The organism is Streptococcus sp. HF-2466, assembly GCF_015594645.1.
GTDB lineage: Bacteria > Bacillota > Bacilli > Lactobacillales > Streptococcaceae > Streptococcus > Streptococcus anginosus.
Genome location: NZ_JADNQU010000008.1, coordinates 13348 through 29479 on the forward strand (window position 1 = coordinate 13348; position 16132 = coordinate 29479).

Annotated in this window: 17 protein-coding genes; 14 read left to right on the top strand and 3 right to left on the bottom strand. The window is 37.5% G+C overall.

Annotation, left to right across the window (positions count from 1 at the left end; translation table 11 throughout):
• Positions 1-101 precede the first annotated feature (101 nt).
• From IYQ91_RS07065 to IYQ91_RS07085, 5 genes are all read left to right on the top strand, one after another.
• Positions 102-509: a helix-turn-helix transcriptional regulator gene (locus IYQ91_RS07065; RefSeq protein WP_195673449.1), complete on the top strand. Its 408-nt coding sequence runs from the start codon at positions 102-104 to the stop codon at positions 507-509.
• An 11-nt stretch (positions 510-520) separates the two neighbouring features.
• Positions 521-841, top strand: coding sequence for a hypothetical protein (locus tag IYQ91_RS07070; RefSeq protein ID WP_195673450.1), 321 nt, complete (start codon positions 521-523; stop codon positions 839-841).
• Between the two features lie 222 nt (positions 842-1063).
• Entirely contained in the window at positions 1064-2608 is a 1545-nt protein-coding gene (locus IYQ91_RS07075) for a peptide chain release factor 3 (RefSeq protein WP_195673451.1), read from the top strand.
• Between the two features lie 647 nt (positions 2609-3255).
• Positions 3256-4164, top strand: coding sequence for a magnesium transporter CorA family protein (locus IYQ91_RS07080; RefSeq protein ID WP_195673452.1), 909 nt, complete (start codon positions 3256-3258; stop codon positions 4162-4164).
• 319 nt (positions 4165-4483) lie between these two features.
• Entirely contained in the window at positions 4484-6040 is a 1557-nt protein-coding gene (locus tag IYQ91_RS07085) for a DEAD/DEAH box helicase (protein WP_195673453.1), read from the top strand.
• A gap of 64 nt (positions 6041-6104) precedes the next feature.
• Here IYQ91_RS07085 and lacD read toward each other — a convergent pair whose 3' ends face one another.
• A complete protein-coding gene (lacD, locus tag IYQ91_RS07090; protein ID WP_195673454.1) occupies positions 6105-7055 on the bottom strand; it encodes a tagatose-bisphosphate aldolase in 951 nt (316 codons plus the stop codon).
• A gap of 170 nt (positions 7056-7225) precedes the next feature.
• On the opposite strand from lacD, the gene IYQ91_RS07095 reads away from it, so the two are divergent.
• Complete coding sequence (locus tag IYQ91_RS07095; RefSeq protein ID WP_003036175.1) at positions 7226-7972, top strand: DeoR/GlpR family DNA-binding transcription regulator; 747 nt, start codon at positions 7226-7228, stop codon at positions 7970-7972.
• 129 nt (positions 7973-8101) lie between these two features.
• Here IYQ91_RS07095 and lacB read toward each other — a convergent pair whose 3' ends face one another.
• On the bottom strand, positions 8102-8620 hold the full coding sequence (gene lacB / locus IYQ91_RS07100; RefSeq protein WP_003035857.1) for a galactose-6-phosphate isomerase subunit LacB: 519 nt from the start codon (positions 8618-8620) through the stop codon (positions 8102-8104).
• A gap of 18 nt (positions 8621-8638) precedes the next feature.
• Positions 8639-9070 carry a galactose-6-phosphate isomerase subunit LacA gene (lacA, locus tag IYQ91_RS07105; protein WP_022526652.1) on the bottom strand — a complete coding sequence of 144 codons (432 nt, stop codon included), beginning with the start codon at positions 9068-9070 and terminating at the stop codon, positions 8639-8641.
• Between the two features lie 164 nt (positions 9071-9234).
• On the opposite strand from lacA, the gene IYQ91_RS07110 reads away from it, so the two are divergent.
• The 8 genes from IYQ91_RS07110 to IYQ91_RS07145 all read left to right on the top strand — a co-directional run bounded on the left by IYQ91_RS07110 (position 9235) and on the right by IYQ91_RS07145 (position 16130).
• A complete protein-coding gene (locus IYQ91_RS07110; RefSeq protein ID WP_195673495.1) occupies positions 9235-9714 on the top strand; it encodes a PTS sugar transporter subunit IIA in 480 nt (159 codons plus the stop codon).
• Between the two features lie 23 nt (positions 9715-9737).
• On the top strand, positions 9738-10043 hold the full coding sequence (locus IYQ91_RS07115; RefSeq protein ID WP_003023769.1) for a PTS sugar transporter subunit IIB: 306 nt from the start codon (positions 9738-9740) through the stop codon (positions 10041-10043).
• Positions 10044-10172: 129 nt separating this feature from the next.
• Positions 10173-11648: a PTS galactitol transporter subunit IIC gene (locus tag IYQ91_RS07120; protein ID WP_195673455.1), complete on the top strand. Its 1476-nt coding sequence runs from the start codon at positions 10173-10175 to the stop codon at positions 11646-11648.
• 78 nt (positions 11649-11726) lie between these two features.
• The gene (locus IYQ91_RS07125; RefSeq protein WP_195673456.1) at positions 11727-12659 is read left to right on the top strand and encodes a 1-phosphofructokinase family hexose kinase; all 933 of its coding nucleotides are present in this window, start codon (positions 11727-11729) and stop codon (positions 12657-12659) included.
• Positions 12660-12757: 98 nt separating this feature from the next.
• Positions 12758-13291: an isoprenylcysteine carboxyl methyltransferase family protein gene (locus IYQ91_RS07130; protein ID WP_126467404.1), complete on the top strand. Its 534-nt coding sequence runs from the start codon at positions 12758-12760 to the stop codon at positions 13289-13291.
• 254 nt (positions 13292-13545) lie between these two features.
• On the top strand, positions 13546-14382 hold the full coding sequence (locus tag IYQ91_RS07135; protein ID WP_195673457.1) for a PRD domain-containing protein: 837 nt from the start codon (positions 13546-13548) through the stop codon (positions 14380-14382).
• Positions 14383-14392: 10 nt separating this feature from the next.
• On the top strand, positions 14393-15793 hold the full coding sequence (gene lacG / locus IYQ91_RS07140; RefSeq protein ID WP_195673458.1) for a 6-phospho-beta-galactosidase: 1401 nt from the start codon (positions 14393-14395) through the stop codon (positions 15791-15793).
• Positions 15794-15806: 13 nt separating this feature from the next.
• Positions 15807-16130, top strand: a complete 324-nt coding sequence (locus IYQ91_RS07145; protein WP_003030041.1) for a PTS lactose/cellobiose transporter subunit IIA — start codon at positions 15807-15809, stop codon at positions 16128-16130.
• The last annotated feature ends 2 nt before the right edge of the window (positions 16131-16132 follow it).

Consider the following 16132-nt stretch of genomic DNA (forward strand, 5'->3'; position numbering starts at 1 on the left):
TTTGGCAGGATTTTCTATTGTTTTTTCTCAATGTAAAAAAATTTTGCTAGATTTTATAAACGAAAATAGTAAAATAAAAGTAGAAAGATAGGAGTGAGATAATGGAAATTGGAAGAAAGTTAAAAGAAGCACGTCAGATGAGGGGCTTGACACAAGAAAATGTCGCAGAAAAATTAAATGTATCTAGACAAACCATTTCAAATTGGGAAACAGAAAAATTTTATCCGGATATTTTATATGTTTTGCAGTTAAGTGATTTATACCAGGTTAGCTTGGATGAATTGCTGAAAGGAGATGAGCGCATGATTCAGCACTTAGAAAATTCGACGAACGTTGTAAAGAGCAACCAAAAGATTTTATTGGCCTTTATATGTAATATTTGTCTTTTGTTCCTTTTCTTTATTTTTGTCACTCCAATCTCTAAGAGTTATCTGCTGACCTTGTTGTCGGTGGCGCTGGTGGTTGGCACCACAGGTTATATCTTGGTGCAGATTATTCGTAAAATATAGGAGGTTCTATCATGACTTGGTATCTATTGACCTTGATTGGTTTACTCGTCGTAACAAATGGGCTGTTTGTGTATCAATTGTTTAAACTAGTCGAATTAGACGCTGCGGTTCGTGGGATGAAACATCCTAAGTTCTGGGGAGTTTTGGCAGCTGGCGGTCAACGGGGAGAAGGCTTGATTTTATACTTATTAAACCGAAACAAGGCTATTTTTTCCATGACGGCAAAAGAAAAAGAAGAACTTCAAATGAGGAAACAACGGATTATCTATTTACTGGTTTTAATCATGATATTAGTAATTTTTCTCTTTGCTAGTGTGATTGTGAGATTCTAAAATGTAGTCTCTTATATCAAGAAACTGCGTCTTATAATTATGACTATACAAACAAAGGAAGCTGAGTCTTTTGCCCCAGCTTCTTTATATGTTCTAAGCAATTGAAAAAATCCTTTAAATCCGCTATAATAGGTAGGTTGAAACGAGTTAGGAGCAGTCCAATGTAATAAGAGTTTTCACAGAAATCGAAAGAAAAAGTATAAAAAAGAAAAAGAGGACATAATGACGATTCAAGATGAAATAAAAAAACGCCGAACTTTTGCGATTATCTCTCACCCAGATGCTGGTAAGACAACTATCACAGAGCAATTACTCTACTTTGGAGGCGAGATTCGTGAAGCGGGTACGGTCAAGGGTAAGAAGACCGGGAACTTTGCCAAATCTGACTGGATGGATATTGAGAAGCAGCGGGGGATTTCAGTGACCTCTTCTGTCATGCAGTTTGACTATGCCGGAAAACGGGTCAATATTCTTGATACGCCTGGGCACGAAGATTTTTCAGAAGATACCTACCGCACCCTCATGGCTGTGGATGCAGCAGTCATGGTGGTGGACTCTGCCAAAGGGATTGAAGCCCAGACTAAAAAACTATTTGAAGTGGTCAAACATCGCAATATCCCAGTCTTTACGTTTATCAATAAACTGGACCGCGACGGGCGTGACCCCCTTGATTTGCTGGAAGAACTAGAAGAAGTGCTTGGCATTGCCAGCTATCCGATGAATTGGCCAATTGGGATGGGGAAATCCTTTGAAGGTCTCTATGATTTGCACAATCAGCGACTGGAGCTCTGTAAAGGTGATGAGCGCTTTGCCAGCATCGAAGAAGGAGAAAAAATATTTGGCAACAATCCATTTTATGCTCAGGTTTTAGAGGATATTGAACTCCTACAGGAAGCGGGAAATGAATTTTCACAGGAAGCTATTTTTAATGGGGAATTAACCCCTGTCTTCTTTGGTTCAGCCCTAACTAACTTTGGAGTGCAGACTTTTCTTGACACTTTCTTGGAGTTTGCACCAGAGCCTCATGGACACAAAACCACAGATAATCAGGAAATCAGTCCGCTGGATAAGGATTTTTCAGGATTTGTCTTTAAAATCCAAGCCAATATGGATCCAAGACACCGTGATCGCATTGCTTTTGTCCGCATCGTATCGGGCGAATTTGAGCGCGGTATGAGTGTAAATCTGACCCGTATCAAAAAAACTGTCAAACTCTCAAATGTCACCCAGTTTATGGCAGAATCACGTGAAAATGTAGAAAATGCGGTGGCCGGTGATATCATTGGGGTTTACGATACAGGGACTTATCAAGTTGGTGATACTTTGACAGTTGGTAAAAATAAGTTTGAGTTTGAACCCCTGCCAACTTTTACCCCAGAAATTTTCATGAAGGTTGCAGCTAAAAATGTCATGAAGCAAAAGTCCTTCCACAAAGGAATTGAGCAATTGGTCCAAGAAGGAGCCATTCAGCTCTACACCAACTACCAGACCGGTGAATACATGCTGGGGGCTGTCGGTCAGCTTCAGTTTGAAGTCTTCAAGCACCGCATGGAAAATGAATACAATGCCGAAGTAGTCATGACACCCATGGGCAAAAAGACTGTCCGCTGGATTTCACCAGATGATCTGGACGAGCGTATGTCTTCCAGCCGCAATATTTTAGCCAAGGACCGCTTTGACCAGCCTGTCTTTCTCTTTGAAAATGACTTTGCCTTGCGCTGGTTTGCCGATAAATATCCAGATGTCAAGTTGGAAGAGAAGATGTGAGAGCGGTAAAAATCCGACAGAAAATTAGAAAATCTGACGAAGAAGCGATTGCTTCTAGGAGGATTTATCTATTTTCCGAGGATTTAGCTCGAACTCAGTTAGAGAAAATGTAAGACGTTGCCAATGACTAGTAACTGAAGTTACTGTCATTGGACGGCAGCCACTATGTGCGGTCTGCCTAAACGGCCTACTAACTGTGTCGAATAAGTAAAATCGAATTGTTCGACTTCGTGTCGTAACTCAGTACCAACAATTGGAACTGAAGGTTCCTAATTGTTGGACGCTAGCCACTGTAGGGGGACTAGCTAACTGCCTTACTAACTTCGTCAGACGAATAAAATCGATTCGTCTGACTCTGTGTCGTAACGCTAGGAAAAATAGGAAACTTTATCTATTTTCCGAGGATTTAGTTTGAACTCAGTTAAAGAAAATGTGAGACTTACCACGGCATATTAACGAAGTGATTCACTTAAAAACTATGCTATTGTTGGAGTTTTATCATAATGATTTTTGAAACAGAACTGGGTTAAGTGAGTTCGTTTGTTAGCATATCAAGCATTAGATAAAGAAGTACAATAACGATTGATGAAGGATTGAGCGTTTTTCTCAATCCTTTAGATTATTTAAAGTCAAGAAAGGAGAAAAGGGTGTTTATTGAAAAAGAGTTGAAAAATGGAATGTCTTGGATAAACTTAGATGCAGATATTTTAAGTCAACATCCAGATTCTTATAAGGAATACAATATTGATGAAGAAACGATTGAGTACGCGTTAGATAAAAATGAACGAGCGCACATGGATTACAATCGTGAAACAGGAACAGTCGTTTTTATTTTCAATGTATTAAACTTAAAAAGGGATAAGGACTATTATGAAACTATTCCTATGACCTTTATTGTACAGAAAGATAAACTCTTAACAGTCAGCAATCTAGCAAATACTTATGTTGTAGATATGATGAAAAACTATATTGAACATCATGAACCTGTGACAGTGTACAAATTTCTATTTGCTAGTTTAGAATTAGTGTGCAATTCTTATTATCCTGTTATCGAAAAAATGGATGAGACAAAGGATCATATCAATCAGTTATTGCACAAAACGACCACCAAGAAAAATCTCTTTGCTTTAGCAGACTTAGAAACTTCCATAGTCTATTTGGTAGCAGCTGCAAAGCAAAATCGTATGCTGTTAGAGCACATTAAAGGACATGCAATTTATCGCCATTTAGATGAGATTGAAAAAGAGCAGTTTGACGATGTCATGATTGAAGCTCGCCAATTAGTAGCAATGACAGACTTGATTTCTCAAGTTCTCAGTCAATTGTCAGGTTCTTACAACAATATTTTGAACAACAATCTGAATGATAATTTGACCGTTTTAACAATCATTTCAGTCCTTTTAGCAGTCCTTGCAGTTATTACGGGATTCTTTGGCATGAATGTGCCACTTCCATTGTCTAATGATAAAAATGCTTGGATTTATATTGTCGTTATTAGTCTCGTTCTGTGGGTTGTATTGACCAAAGCTTTAAAATGGCTAGCCAATAAAAAGTAAAACACGCCAAGTGCATGAAGAAATTATCGTTTTCAATTAGCGTGTTTTCACGATAAATATCACTTTTTAAATATAATTTATGCTATAATTCATTCAAAATGAATGTATTTAGTTTTAATTGGTAAATCTGTTTGAAAATTTTTTTGAAAAATGTATGTATTCCGGAAAAAAGGGTTACATGCATTTTCTTCATGCGTACGGCGTGGAAGTAAAAAATAAAACCTATCTTTTTATCATTCTTTGTGTTATACTAGATAGGTTGCAAATAACTATGTTTTATAAGGTAGCTTCGCACTGCCTTTTTAGAAAGAAGAAAAAATTGAAATTTAATGAATTACATTTATCTGCTGAATTGTTAGCAGAAATTGACAAAGCGGGCTTTGTGGAAGCCAGCCCAATCCAAGAACAAACAATCCCGCTTGCTATGGCAGGAAAAGATGTGATTGGACAAGCTCAGACTGGTACAGGAAAGACAGCCGCTTTTGGTTTTCCGACTCTTGAAAAAATTAACACAGAAAATCCTATTGTTCAGGCTTTAGTCATTGCACCAACTCGTGAATTGGCTGTTCAAAGTCAAGAGGAACTCTTCCGCTTTGGTCGAAGCAAAGGTGTGAAAGTCCGTTCTGTTTATGGCGGATCCAGCATTGAAAAGCAAATCAAGGCTCTCCGTTCAGGTGCGCACATTGTTGTTGGAACTCCAGGACGTTTATTAGACCTCATTAAGCGCAAAGCACTGAAACTCAATCATGTAGAAACGCTCATTTTAGATGAAGCGGATGAAATGCTCAATATGGGTTTCTTAGAAGACATTGAAGCAATCATCTCACGTGTGCCGGAAGAGCGTCAGACCCTTCTCTTTTCAGCTACTATGCCAGATGCTATCAAGCAGATTGGCGTGAAGTTTATGAAAGAGCCAACACATGTCAAAATTGCAGCAAAAGAATTGACAACGGAGTTGGTGGATCAATATTATATCCGTGTAAAAGAAAATGAAAAATTTGATACCATGACACGTCTCATGGATGTGGAACAACCAGAACTTTCTATCGTTTTTGGGCGTACCAAACGCCGAGTTGATGAATTGACTCGTGGACTTAAAATCCGTGGTTTCCGTGCAGAGGGGATTCATGGCGATTTAGACCAAGGAAAACGTCTCCGTGTTCTTCGCGACTTTAAAAACGGAAATTTAGATGTTCTTGTTGCGACGGACGTTGCTGCGCGTGGTTTGGATATTTCTGGTGTTACACATGTTTACAATTATGACATTCCACAAGACCCAGAAAGTTATGTACACCGTATTGGGCGGACAGGTCGTGCTGGAAAATCTGGTCAGTCCATTACATTTGTTGCACCAAATGAAATGGGTTATCTTCAAATCATTGAAAGTTTGACCAAAAAACGTATGAAAGGCATGAAACCAGCCACTGCAGAAGAAGCCTTTCAAGCTAAGAAAAAAGTTGCACTTAAAAAGATTGAGCGAGATTTTGCGGATGAAAACATTCGCAACCAATTTGAAAAGTTTGGCAAAGACGCTCGCAAGTTGGCAACTGAATTTACACCAGAAGAATTGGCTTTATATATATTGACCTTAACCGTACAAGATCCAGACACTCTACCAGAAGTAGAAATCGCGCGTGAAAAGCCATTACCATTTAAGTATGTTTCGGGAGCTAATAAAGGCAATCGTAATAGCAAAAATGGGTGTCGTAGTAATGATCGTCGTGACCGTACTAATGGGCGTGACAATTACAAAAAGAGTGGTCGCCACGATCGCTTTGACAAAGAAAAGCGTTACCGCAAAGATCACAAAAAACCTCGCAATACTTCAAGTGAGAAGAAAACAGGTTTTGTCATCCGTAATAAAGGTGATAAGTAATTATACAATAATAAAAAGGCGAATAGCGATTCGTCTTTTTATGTTTTTATAAGGAGATACAAAGTTATTTAAATACCATAGGCGTAGCAGTCTCTTGGAGAACGGCATCTAATTCAACAATATTTTGTTTACCTATTGTTTCAAGCCATTTAATTGTAGCAGCTTCGCCACCTTCTTGATAGGCTTTGGTAGCACCAGCCCAAGTTGCACGGCCACAAAGGACACCGTTGAAAGTTGAGCCGGATTCCTTAGCAAAGCGAAGTGTATCTTGGAAAAGCTGTGCGGATACTCCAGCAGATAAGAAAATAAATGGAAGAGAAGTTGCATCACTTTGTTCTTTGTAGAAGGCAGCAGCTTCTTCTTTGGTGTAAAGAACTTCATTTTCTGCGAATCCTTCAACATATTTCATATTGACTGGAACTTCAACTTTGAGAACATCTACGCCAAATCGTTCTTGTGAGTAAAGCTTCATTGCTTCAATGACTTTGCGAGGTTTGAGTTTGGCATTTTCCTTTTCATCTGTCACCTTGGCATCATAAGAAACCAACTCAAGGAAAAATGGCATGTCTTCTGCTTTACATTCAGAAGCAATCCGTTCGATAAAGGCTTCTTTGACGTCATTGACTGCTCTACCTTCGTCAATATCTATATAGAGTAAGACTTTCACAGCATCAGCACCGTTTGCTTTGAGACGTTGGACGGAGACATTTTCGACGAGGTCAGGATAGCGACCGGGAACAGTTTTGTCATAACCTGTTTTTTCATAGGCAACTAATAATCCAGCGTTTTTATCACGAGCTTCCGCCGCTTTCCAACCTAACTCTGGATCAAGAAGGATAGAAGAAGCGTATTTTGTTAAGTATTTCGAAACTAGCACTTTAAAGGTTTCCAATTGTTCAACTGGAGTATCTTCACCAAGCATACGACGCAAAGCCCCTCGTTGGTCAATAGCCAAAGCGCCGATAATTCCGTTTTTATCACATAAACGTTTTAATTTTTCTTGTTTTGTTGTCATCTTTAGACTCCTTTTGTTTTGTATAGTTTAATTATAGAATACAAATAAAACAAAGTCAAACAATATTTTACAAAAATCAAAAAAATATTGTTTTTAATTTTTCAAAATGAATAAATTGTTGTATAATATATTTGAGGAATAAAATTATATAAAACTAGAAAGGAGATAAAATGAAAGAAGGACGGCATAGAGTGATTCTCCAAGAATTGGATCAGCAAGGAGTGGTTTCTGTCAAGAAATTAAAAGAGTTACTAGATGTAACAGATATGACGATACGTCGTGATTTGATTGATTTGGAAAAGCAAGGCTTGTTGACTCGTGTTCATGGAGGAGCTCACAAAAAAGTAAAAAATGGCTTGAATGAAGCCTCCCATACTGAAAAAACGATGTTAAATATTGAAGAAAAACGAATAATTGCTCAAAAATGTGCCAATTTGATTTTTTCTGGTGATACAGTTTTTATCGGTTCGGGAACAACGACGGATTTTATCGGAGATTATTTGGCTGATAAAAGTGTGAGTATTGTGACAAATTCGCTTCCTATTTTTGAAAAATTAAAAGATAATCCCAATTGTGATATTATCCTGATTGGCGGTCGTTATCGGGTGAAGACACAAACGTTTGTCGGACAATTTGCTAATAAATTATTGAAAGAAATCAAAGTTTCTAAAGCATTTATTGGTGTCAATGGAATTGACGGTCATAATGTCACAACTGCCAATGAAGAAGAAGGAAATGGCAATGCCATTATCTTGAACAATGCGATTGAAAAGTACATTGTGGCGGATAATAGCAAATTTGACAGCTATTCTTTCTATTGTTTCTATCAGTTGGATGATTTAGATGCAGTAATCACAGATGATCATATCTCACCAAAGGTCAAGGAGAAGTATAAATCATATACAAATGTTTTATAGTTAATATTTTAATCACCTGTTCATAGAGGAGCAGGTGATTTTGTATCTTTCGTGCAGTATTGACACATCCTATTAAAAAACAGGCTTTGTCCATATTAGACTGAGCCTGTTTTTCTGAGTATTGAGTTTTTAGTCGTGGTATTCACCGCGAGCCCATTTAGCATTTTCTTCATCGAAAATATGGTCATTTTTAGCGATTTCAGGGCTAACTTCAATGCTATTATCGATTTTTTCAATCAATCGTTTGTTGGCTTCAGTTGGTTCGTACTCTGTTTCAAGAAAGACATCAACGATATTATGAATAAGATTTTGACCAAGAATACGTCCACCAAAAGCGATGATATTTGCATTGAGTTCTTTCTTTGCATAGCGTGCGGTTAGAACGTCACCAACAAGAGCTACACGAGTACCAGGAACTTTGTCAGCAGAAGCAGAGATACCGACTCCTGTACCACAAAGGGCAATTCCAAGATCAGCTTTTCCTGAAACAACATTTTCTGCAATCAGACGACCAAAGATTGGGTAATGAGTCCGGTGAAAGTCATAGGTTCCGACATCAATGACTTCATGACCGAGGTCTTTTAAATGTTCAGAAATTTTCATTTTTGTATCTGTTACGATATGGTCACAGCCAAGAGCGATTTTCATAATTTTTCCTCCTACCCTTTAACATAATTTATTAAGCATATCAATGCGAACTTGGTGGCGTCCAGCATCATAGTCAGCTTTTAAATAAGCTTCTGCACAGGCGTTTGCCAATTCTTCACCGAGAATAGCTGCACCGAGAGTGATAATGCGTGTAGAATTGTGGCGAATGGTCATCATGGCAGAATGCTCATCTGAAACAGCAGCACAAATGATGCCACGGTGTTTATTCGCAACCATATAAGAACCAACTGCAAAGCGATCAAACAAAATACCACGGGCAGTATCATCTTTTCGTAATTCTTCAATAAGAGCGTCTGCCGAGTCGACAAAATCAGCAGCACCTTCTTGTTCGTTGAGATCTTTAATGTCATAACCAAGTTGGAGTAAATGAGTTTTTACTTTATTTTTTAACTCAAAACCATCACGGTCTGTACCTAGTATAACTTTCATTGTTATACCTCCTTTTTTTATTTCACAACAACATCATAACATCTCATGCAAATATTGTCAAACAAAAAATAACATAAAAAAACATAACAAACTATTGACACCGTTTGCATATAATGATATACTTTACTTATAAACAAAATAGAACAAAATAGAAGGAGGGCATGATGGAACTTTATCAGTTGTTCGATAAAGATTTAGTCTTTTGTCTGCATGCTGACAGTCAAGAAGAGCTTTTCAATCAAGTTGCGAATCTCCTTGAGGAGAGACACATTGTGACCTCTTCTTATAAAGACGCCTTGATTGAGCGAGAGAAGTCCTTTCCTACGGGGCTGGACATGGAATTTTTAGGGAAAGATTTGCCGAATGTAGCAATTCCGCATACGGATATTGTTCATAATTTAGCAGAAAAAGTGGTTGTAGTCCGCTTGGATCAGCCGGTGACTTTTCATAATATGATTGTTCCGTCAAATGAAGTACAAGTATCGCTTTTGTTCTTCATTATCAATAATTCTAATGCCAGTCAAACGAATATCTTGGCTCAATTGATGGACTTCTTTACTGCTGACGGCAACCTAGAGTCCTTATCCAAGTTGGAAGAGGAAGATAAACTATTTCATTATATATCGGAAACAATAAATCATTAAAAATAAAAATGGAGGATTTTACAATGATTAAAATTTTAGCAGCCTGTGGAGCAGGGGTAAACTCAAGCCACCAAATCAAAAATGCTCTTGAAGAAGAACTTTCAAATCGCGGCTATGATGTCCAATGCGATGCGGTAATGGTCAAAGATGTGAATGAAGACTTGATAAAAGGTTATGATATTTTCACCCCAATAGCAGCCACGGATTTGGGATTTGAACCGGGGATTCCTGTTATTGAAGCAGGACCAATTTTATTCCGTATTCCAGCCATGAGTGCACCAGTATATGACAATATTGAAGCAGCTATTAAGGAACATGGACTTAGTTAAAGTAATTCATTGGAAAAAATAAAAAAATGAAAAATTGAAACGCTAGATAAAAACAATTTTTATCTACTGAAATAGTTAGTTCACTTTTCGTTCACTATCATTCAAAAAATAAAATCGGGAGGATTTTTTATGAATGTCATTATTGACTTAGCCAATCGCTTCTTTAAACCCATTTTAGATATGGGGGCACCAATTATCATGTTGATAGTCTTAACGGTGCTTGCTTTATGCTTTGGAGTGAAGTTTTCCAAAGCTTTAGAAGGCGGTATTAAACTTGCCATAGCTCTTACGGGGATTGGTGCTATTATCGGTATGTTAAATGGCGCTTTCTCGGCTTCACTTGCGAAATTCGTTGAAAACACAGGAATTCAACTTAATATTACAGACGTTGGTTGGGCACCATTGGCGACGATTACATGGGGTTCTGCTTGGACGCTTTACTTCTTACTCATTATGCTCATCGTTAATGTCGTGATGTTAATTACGAAAAAAACGGATACCTTAGATGTTGATATTTTTGATATTTGGCATTTATCAATTACAGGTCTATTGATTAAGTGGTATGCGGATAATAATGGTGTTAGCCAAGGTGTGTCGCTCTTTGTAGCAACGCTTGCAGTCGTACTTGTCGGAGTAATGAAAATTATTAACTCTGACTTAATGAAACCAACATTTGATGACTTGCTTAATGCGCCTAGCTCCTCGCCAATGACCTCTACTCACATGAACTACATGATGAATCCAGTTATCATGGTTTTGGATAAGATTTTTGATAAATTCTTCCCTTGGTTGGATAAATATGACTTTGACGCTGCAAAATTGAATAAGAAAATTGGTTTTTGGGGCTCTAAATTCTTTATTGGATTTATCCTTGGGATTGTGATAGGGATTATGGGAACGCCACATCCAGTATCTGGCATTGCCGAAGCAGCAAAATGGTCACTTGTTATCAAAGGTTGGTTGTCTCTTGGTTTGACAGCTGGTGTCTGCTTGGAATTGTTCTCACTTATTGGTTCTTGGTTCATCGCGGCAGTAGAACCTCTTTCACAAGGAATTACAAATGTTGCAACAAAACGTCTTCAAGGACGTAAATTCAATATTGGACTTGACTGGCCATTTATCGCAGGTCGTGCAGAAATCTGGGCATGTGCCAATGTTTTAGCACCAATTATGCTAGTAGAAGCAGTTCTTCTTTCCAAAGTCGGAAATGGTATTTTGCCACTTGCTGGGATTATTGCAATGGGGGTTACTCCAGCGCTTCTGGTTGTTACACGTGGTAAACTCATTCGGATGATTGTATTTGGAACTCTATTGCTTCCGCTCTTCCTTCTATCTGGAACCCTTATTGCGCCATTTGTTACGGACTTAGCGAAAGGCGTAGATGCATTTCCTAAAGGGGTAGCTAGCACACAATTGATTACCCACTCTACTCTTGAAGGTCCAATTGAAAAATTACTTGGTTGGACAATCGGAAATGCTACAACAGGCGATATCAAAGCTATCTTTGGTGTTATTGTCTTTCTAGTGTTCTATATTGGTATCTTTGCATGGTATAGAAAACAAATGATTAAGCGAAATGAAGAATACGCTGCAAATGCAAAATAGAAGAATAAGATAACAATAAGCTGGGCTATTCCTTTTGAAATAGTCTGGCTTTTGATTGAAAAAAAGAAAGGAAGAAACATGATTCATTTAGTTTGTCCAAATCCAGCTTTGGATCGGACAGTTTTACTTAGTCATTTTAAAGAAGATGTGGTCAACAGACCAAATCAAGTGCATGAGAATGCTGGCGGAAAGAGTTTTAATGTGGCTTATGTCCTGAATTGCGAGAAAGGCGAAGAGCAAGGAAATTTTTGCATTCATACAATGTTAGGTGGCAAAATGGGCGAATATATTCAACAATTAAATGAAGAAGACGGTATTCCGCTCGTTGTGACAGAAGTTGATAAAAATACGCGTACTTGTACAATTATGATTGATACAGAATTAGGAAAGACCTATCTTGTGTATGAAGCTGGATTTGAGCTGAATAAGGATTTATTAGAACAATTCACTTCAAATCTTATAAAGCGCATTCAATCTGGAGATAGCGTTGTGTTTTCTGGCTCTTTGATGAAAGGGATGCCAGATGATTATATTGCACAAATTGGTCGTCTTTTGCCAGAAGATGTGAATTTAGTAGTAGACACAAGCGGTGTCGCACTAAAAGCAGCTTTTTCAGCACAACCTGACATTGTAAAAATTAACGATGAAGAATTGGCAGAATTAACAGGATGTCCAGTTGAAACTGCAGAAGAAGCAGCAAAACTTCTCAAAGAATATACTAAAATTCCCTATTTCATTGTGACAATGGGAGGAAAAGGAGTCGTAGCACGTCTGAAAGATGATGTTTTCCAACTGACGTTTCCAACAATTCATGTTAAAAATCCTATTGCGTCAGGGGACTTTTTCCTTGGAAGTCTCTGCCATGCTTTAGAAAGTAGGGGGAGAGTTGATAGAGAAGCTGTCATTTGTGCCTGTGCTTATGCAACAGCTAACTGCCTGCAATGGACTCCAAAAGTAGACCCAGCCGATGTAAAACGAATTGTAGAAGAAATCGAACTAACAACATTGTAAATTCTTTCTACAGTTTATATGATATTTTTTGAATGTATTGACTTAGGAAATCCCCTCTTTATATAATAAAATAGATTATTTTATTATAAGGAGGTCGTATGACTTTATCAGGACTTATTGTTTTAGCGGTATTTATATTTCGGTTGGTATTTCTAAAAATATCGATGAAGAATGAGAAAGCGATATTGGCAAATGGTGGGCGTGAATATGGCGTGCAAAATACCAAGTATATCACTATTCTTCACATTTTATTTTACCTTTCTTGCTTTGCCGAAGCTACGATACGTCAGGTTCGGTTTGACGCACTTAGTGCTATAGGTTTGGGGCTATTGCTATTTTCAATGTTTATGCTCTATGTTGTGACGCAATTATTAGGGGACATTTGGACAGTGAAATTGATGCTTGTAAACGATCATAAGTTTGTCGATCATTGGCTTTTCCGCTATGTGAAACACCCAAATTATTTCTTGAATATCGTTCCAGAGTTGATTGGTTTAGCATTACTTTGTCATGCACTAATTTCATTTTGTATTCTATTTCCTCTGTATGCGGTAGTTTTGTATAATCGCATCAAGGAAGAAGAGAAACTGCTCAAAGAGGTCATTATCCCAAATGGTATTGCGCAGAAGTAAGTTATTTTTTTAAGTGTAGAATGAAAGATTTTAAATTTATACAAATTATCCATTTTGTATAAATTTTTAAAAAATAAAGTAGGAAAGGGTTTACAAAAGTTTGAAAATGTGTTAAACTCTATTCATAAAGTTAAATAAAACATAGATTGTAACTAAGAAATTAGGCGAGACCATAAATGACCCAAGTAAAAAATCTTGGTTTGTTTATGGCTTTTTTATGTTTTACAGAAAGATTGTTAGGAAGGAGGACACGAATGTTTCGAATTGTCCAGCCACTAAATAATAATGTTGCGGTGGTCAAAAATGAAAGTGGTGAACAGGCTGTTGTCATGGGGCTCGGTATCATTTTTAAAAAGAAAAAAGGGGATTTGCTGGCAGAAGAACGAGTAGAAAAAGTCTTTCAACTAAAAAGTGAAGAATCGCGCGAAAACTTTTCTGCTTTGTTAAAAGATGTTCCCTTGGACTTTATCACGACTAGTTATGAAATTATTGATTATGGTATTCAACAGTTCCAATTTCCAGTTCAAGAGTACATCTATGTAACTTTGACAGATCATATTTATTGTAGTTATCAAGCGCTGCAAAGAAATACTTATAAAAGCAACCACTTGCCGGATATGTCGGAGCAATATCCGACGGAGTACAAAATTGCTGAGCATGCTTTGGTGATTTTAAAAGAAAAATTGGATGTGGATTTTCCAAAAGATGAGATTGGGCGGTTGGCCTTACAGTTTATCAATGCGAAAGGCGAAGATGTCGTGATTAGTAAAGATGAACAAACACTGACCCGACAAATGATTGCTTTGGTGCAAGAGGAGCTCTTAAAACATGGTATTAAGCGGACGAAAAAGAATAGTAATTTTTATGATCGTTTAATGATTCATTTGACGTACTTTATTGAGCGTTTGGATCAAGATGACAGTGATTCAAAAGTTTCCATGAAGAATTTAGAAGAATATATCAAAAAGGATTATCCAGAAGCCTATCAAATTGGCGAAGATATTTATGAAGTCATTCGTCAGCATTTGGGTGGAGGGCTTCATCCAAATGAAAAGGTGTATTTGGTGATTCATATTCAAAGATTATTGTAAAGGAGAAGACATGTTTCAATTACCAGAAGATTTTATTTTTGGCGGTGCAACAGCTGCTTATCAAGTAGAAGGAGCTACAAAAGAAGGTGGAAAAGGTCCGGTCGCTTGGGATGAATTTTTAGAAAAACAAGGACGATTTTTAGCAGATCCGGCTAGTGATTTCTATCATCAATACCCAAAAGATATTGAGCTGTGTGAGAAGTTTGGTGTCAATGGTTTGCGCTTGTCTATTGCTTGGAGTCGGATTTTTCCGAATGGACGTGGTGAAGTGAACCAAGAAGGAGTAGATTTTTATCACCGTGTGTTTGCTGAATGTGCGAAACACCACGTCCTGCCATTTGTTACACTGCATCACTTTGATACTCCGAAAGTTTTGTTTGATCAAGGTGATTTTCTCAATCGTGATACGATTGAAGCGTTTGTGGAATATGTTGAATTTTGTTTTCAAGAATTTCCAGAGGTTCATCATTGGAGCACTTTTAACGAAATTTATCCTGTTGCGACCAATCAATACTTGCTCGGTGTCTTTCCTCCGGGGATTCAGTATGATTTGAGTAAGGTGATTCAATGCCTGCACAATATGATGTACGCGCATGCGCGTGTAGTAAATCTTTTCAAGGAGAAGGGTTACCTTGGTGAAATTGGAGTGGTGCATTCTTTGGAAACAAAATATCCAGCAACAGACAGCGAAGAAAATAAGCATGCAGCTTTTCTGGATGATGCGCTTTCTATTCGTTTCTTGCTAGACGCTACTTATCTAGGTTATTATTCAAACGAAACAATGGAAGCTCTTAATGAAATTTGCGCTGCTAACAATGCTAGTTATGAGTTCCTTGAAAGTGACTTTGAAGAAATGAAAAAAGCTAGTCACCGAAATGATTATCTTGGAATCAACCATTATCAATGTCATTTTGTTAAGGCTTATCAGGGCGAATCAATTATTCATCATAATGGAACGGGTGATAAAGGCACTTCAGTTTATAAAGTGCAAGGCATTGGAGAACGGATTTACAAGGAAGGGATGGAACGAACAGACTGGGATTGGATTATTTACCCAGAAGGCTTGTATGACCTTTTATTGAGAATTAAGAAAGACTATCCACATTATCAAAAGATTTATATTACTGAAAATGGAATGGGCTATAAAGACGAGTTTGACAATGGTATCGTCATGGATAAGCCACGGATTGATTATTTGAAAGTGTATTTGCAATCTTTAAGCAAAGCTATTGATGCCGGTGTTGTGGTAAAAGGGTATTTCCTTTGGTCTTTGATGGATGTTTTCTCGTGGTCAAATGGCTACAATAAGCGCTATGGCTTGTTTTACGTTGATTTTAAAACTCAAAAGCGTTACCCTAAGGAGTCCGCTTATTGGTACAAGCATGTTAGTGAAACAAAGATTGTGATTTAAGAAGGGAGATAAGATGAATAAAAACGAATTACAAATGTTAGGATTTGAAATCGTAGCTTATTCGGGGGATGCACGTAGTTGTTTACTGAATTTGCTGAAAGAGGTTCGTCAAGGTAATTTTACAAATGTAGATGCTGCTTTAAAAGAAGCAGATGAAAATTTAAATTTAGCCCACAATTCACAAACGCAGATTTTAGCACAAGAGGCAGCTGGAGAAGATTTAGATTTAGGATTTATCTTTATTCACGGTCAAGATCATTTGATGACGACATTATTGTTAAAAGAATTGATCGTAGATTTTATTGAATTATATAAAAATCAATACAAGGAGGACTAATT

Coding starts and splice junctions, on each gene's coding strand:
- IYQ91_RS07065 (WP_195673449.1), top strand. CDS start 102: ATGGAAATTGGAAGAAAGTTAAAAGAAGCACGTCAGATGAGGGGCTTG.
- IYQ91_RS07070 (WP_195673450.1), top strand. CDS start 521: ATGACTTGGTATCTATTGACCTTGATTGGTTTACTCGTCGTAACAAAT.
- IYQ91_RS07075 (WP_195673451.1), top strand. CDS start 1,064: ATGACGATTCAAGATGAAATAAAAAAACGCCGAACTTTTGCGATTATC.
- lacD (WP_195673454.1), bottom strand. CDS start 7,055: ATGACAACAAAACAAGAAAAATTAAAACGTTTATGTGATAAAAACGGA.
- IYQ91_RS07095 (WP_003036175.1), top strand. CDS start 7,226: ATGAAAGAAGGACGGCATAGAGTGATTCTCCAAGAATTGGATCAGCAA.
- lacB (WP_003035857.1), bottom strand. CDS start 8,620: ATGAAAATCGCTCTTGGCTGTGACCATATCGTAACAGATACAAAAATG.
- lacA (WP_022526652.1), bottom strand. CDS start 9,070: ATGAAAGTTATACTAGGTACAGACCGTGATGGTTTTGAGTTAAAAAAT.
- IYQ91_RS07110 (WP_195673495.1), top strand. CDS start 9,235: ATGGAACTTTATCAGTTGTTCGATAAAGATTTAGTCTTTTGTCTGCAT.
- IYQ91_RS07115 (WP_003023769.1), top strand. CDS start 9,738: ATGATTAAAATTTTAGCAGCCTGTGGAGCAGGGGTAAACTCAAGCCAC.
- IYQ91_RS07120 (WP_195673455.1), top strand. CDS start 10,173: ATGAATGTCATTATTGACTTAGCCAATCGCTTCTTTAAACCCATTTTA.
- IYQ91_RS07125 (WP_195673456.1), top strand. CDS start 11,727: ATGATTCATTTAGTTTGTCCAAATCCAGCTTTGGATCGGACAGTTTTA.
- IYQ91_RS07130 (WP_126467404.1), top strand. CDS start 12,758: ATGACTTTATCAGGACTTATTGTTTTAGCGGTATTTATATTTCGGTTG.
- IYQ91_RS07135 (WP_195673457.1), top strand. CDS start 13,546: ATGTTTCGAATTGTCCAGCCACTAAATAATAATGTTGCGGTGGTCAAA.
- lacG (WP_195673458.1), top strand. CDS start 14,393: ATGTTTCAATTACCAGAAGATTTTATTTTTGGCGGTGCAACAGCTGCT.
- IYQ91_RS07145 (WP_003030041.1), top strand. CDS start 15,807: ATGAATAAAAACGAATTACAAATGTTAGGATTTGAAATCGTAGCTTAT.